The 3,115-nt window shown below is 69.8% G+C and carries 4 protein-coding genes; all 4 read right to left on the bottom strand.

Annotation, left to right across the window (positions count from 1 at the left end; genetic code table 11):
• Positions 1–523: zinc-ribbon domain-containing protein (locus tag AC1D01_RS27430; protein ID WP_477872021.1), on the bottom strand; the 523-nt coding region annotated here is incomplete at its 3' end.
• 7 nt (positions 524–530) lie between these two features.
• Positions 531–1,439 (bottom strand): 50S ribosomal protein L11 methyltransferase, encoded by a 909-nt coding sequence (gene prmA, locus AC1D01_RS27425; RefSeq protein ID WP_477872019.1) that lies wholly within the window; start codon positions 1,437–1,439, stop codon positions 531–533.
• Positions 1,440–1,446: 7 nt separating this feature from the next.
• Positions 1,447–2,796: an acetyl-CoA carboxylase biotin carboxylase subunit gene (gene accC / locus AC1D01_RS27420; RefSeq protein ID WP_477872017.1), complete on the bottom strand. Its 1,350-nt coding sequence runs from the start codon at positions 2,794–2,796 to the stop codon at positions 1,447–1,449.
• 10 nt (positions 2,797–2,806) lie between these two features.
• A partial coding sequence (gene accB / locus AC1D01_RS27415) for an acetyl-CoA carboxylase biotin carboxyl carrier protein (RefSeq protein ID WP_477872015.1) occupies positions 2,807–3,115 on the bottom strand: 309 nt, incomplete at its 5' end.

Below are 3,115 nucleotides of genomic sequence, written 5' to 3'. Positions count from 1 at the left end.
CGGCGGGCTTGGCGGCCGGCTTGGTCGCCTGCTTCGCGGCCGGCTTGGCCACCGGCTTGGATTTGCGGGGCGGCGCCGGCGGGGGGGCGCCGCCGTTGATCTCGCTCTCCAGCAAGTCCATGTTGAACTGCGCGTCGGAGAAATCGACCCGGTCGCGCTGCGCCACGCCCTGCGCCGGCGTCTGCGCGACGTCGGCCTGCTCGGGGTGGAAGAAGCGCGAGTGGATGCGGTCGTCTTCGCTCAGCTGGAAGATGTCGTCATCGTCCGGCGGCTCGGGCAGCGGCTGGAACGACGGCGTGGCCTGGGGGGCGGCGACCGGTGCGGCGGCGATCGGGGTGGGCGGGGGCGGGGTCGGGGGACGCCACTCCGGCGGGGAGTCGCGCTCCAGGTCGAACAGGCCCTCGAGCGCGTTGAAGACCTCGTCGCAGCGCCCGCAGCGGACCCAGCCTTCGGAGACCTTGAGCTGGTCCTGGACGACCCGGAAGACGGTACCGCAGGCAGTGCAACGAGTGGCCAGGCTCATGGCGAAATCATSCCATGGCCTTCTTCCGCGCCGTCATCAGGATCCAGCCTTCTTCCTGGTCGCTCACGTCCAGCGTGCACCAGGGCGCATAGGCGGCCTTCAGCTCGTCGGCCTGGCGCTCGAGGATGCCGGCCAGCACCAGGTCGCCGCCCGCGGCCACGTGGCCGCACAGCAGCGGGGCCAGCAGCTTCAGCGGCGACGCGAGGATGTTCGCGAGCACCAGCGGGTACTCGCCATGCGCCGCATCCGGCAGGCCGGCGTCGAGCGTGACGCCGTTGGCGTCGGCATTGGCGCGCGTCGATTCGACGGCGGCCGGGTCGATGTCGACGGCATCGATGCCGCGCCCGCCATGCAGCGCCGCGCCGATCGCGAGGATGCCGGAGCCGCAGCCGTAGTCGAGCACGCGCTGCCAGCCGGCCGCGCGCGCGGGGGCCTGCGTCGCGATCCAGCGCAGGCACATGCGCGTCGTCGGGTGCGTGCCGGTGCCGAACGCGAGGCCCGGGTCGAGCCGGATCACGGTGCGCGCCTGCGCCGGCGGCTCGTGCCAGGTCGGCACGATCCAGAACGTGTCGGTGACCGGCACCGGCGCGAACTGCGATTGCGTCAGGCGCACCCAGTCCTGTTCCTCGACCTTCTGCAGCGCCTGCAGCTGCACGCCGCCCGCCCAGTCCTGCGCGAGCAGCAGCGCGCCGGCCTCGGTGGCGGCGTCTTCCTCGGCGAACAGCGCCTTCACGACCGAGCGCTGCCAGCCGCCGCGCGGCGCCGGCATGCCCGGCTCGCCGAACAGCGCGTGCTCGGCATCGGTGTCGGCATCGGCATCCTCGACCGAGACCGACAAGGCCTGCAACTCGTCCATCAGCGCATCGCTGACGGGCTCGACCAGGTCTTCGGGGACCAGCAACAGCAGTTCGAACATCAACGGCTCATCGCTTGTGTTGCGACATCCAGCCTTCGAGGTAATGGATGCTGGTGCCCCCCTCGATGAACTTGGCGTCGGCCATCAGCTCGCGGTGCAGCGGGATGTTGGTCAGGATGCCCTCGACCACCGTCTCCGACAGCGCGATGCGCATGCGCGCAAGCGCCTGGTCGCGGGTGTCGCCGTGCGTGATGATCTTGCCGATCATCGAGTCGTAGTTCGGCGGCACGAAGTAGTTCGTGTACGCATGCGAGTCGACGCGCACGCCCGGCCCGCCCGGCGCATGCCAGGTCGTGATGCGGCCCGGCGACGGCGTGAACTTGTACGGGTCCTCGGCGTTGACGCGGCACTCGATCGCATGCCCGCGCATCTGGATCTGGCGCTGCTGGAACGGCAGCTTCTCGCCGGCGGCCACGCGGATCTGCATCTGCACGATGTCGATGCCGGTCACCAGCTCGGTCACCGGGTGCTCCACCTGCACGCGGGTGTTCATCTCGATGAAATAGAACTCGCCGTTCTCGTACAGGAACTCGAAGGTGCCGGCGCCGCGGTAGCCGATGCGCTTGCAGGCGGCGGCGCAGCGGTCGCCGATCTTCTCGATGACGCGGCGCGGGATGCCCGGCGCCGGCGCCTCTTCGATGATCTTCTGGTGGCGGCGCTGCATCGAGCAGTCGCGCTCGCCCAGCCAGACGGCGTTCTTGTGCTCGTCGGCCAGCACCTGGATCTCGATGTGACGCGGGTTCTCGAGGAACTTCTCCATGTAGACGGCAGAGTTGCCGAAGGCCGCGCCGGCCTCCGCGCGCGTGGTCTGCACCGCATGGATCAGCGCCGCCTCGGTGTGCACGACGCGCATGCCGCGCCCGCCGCCGCCGCCGGCCGCCTTGATGATCACCGGGTAGCCGACCGCGCGGCCGGTCTTGATGATCTCCTTCGGGTCGTCGGGCAGCGCGCCCTCGGAGCCCGGCACGCAGGGCACGCCGGCCTTGATCATCGACTGCTTGGCCGACACCTTGTCGCCCATCGTGCGGATCGCATCGGGCGTCGGGCCGATGAAGACGAAGCCGCTCTGCTCGACGCGCTCGGCGAAATCGGCGTTCTCCGACAGGAAGCCGTAGCCGGGGTGGATGGCCTCGGCATCGGTCACCTCGGCGGTCGAGATGATGGCCGGCATGTTGAGGTAGCTCTGCGCCGACTGGGCCGGGCCGATGCACACCGCCTCGTCGGCCAGCTTCACGTACTTGGCGTCGCGGTCGGCCTCGGAATAGACGACGACCGACTTGATGCCCATCTCGCGGCAGGCCCGCTGGATGCGCAACGCGATCTCGCCTCGATTGGCGATCAGGATCTTCTTGAACATGCGGACAGCCTTATTCGATGATGAACAAGGGCTGGCCGAACTCGACCGGCTGGCCGTTGGCGCACAGGATCTTCGTGACGGTGCCGGACTTGTCGGCCTCGATCTCGTTCATGATCTTCATCGCCTCGATGATGCAGATCGGCTCGCCTTCCTTGATGGTGCTGCCCACTTCGACGAAGGGCTTGGCGCCCGGGCTGGCGGCGCCGTAGAAGGTGCCGACCATCGGCGACTTGACGGTGTGGCCGGCCGGCGCGGCGGGCGCCTCGGCCGGGGCTGCGGCCACCGGTGCGGCGGGCGCAGCGGTGGCGGGGGCCAGCAC

This window comes from Rhizobacter sp. P3_B12, assembly GCF_056402895.1.
Note: the sequence above shows the minus strand (reverse complement) of the source record. Positions and strands in the feature narration are given on the sequence as shown.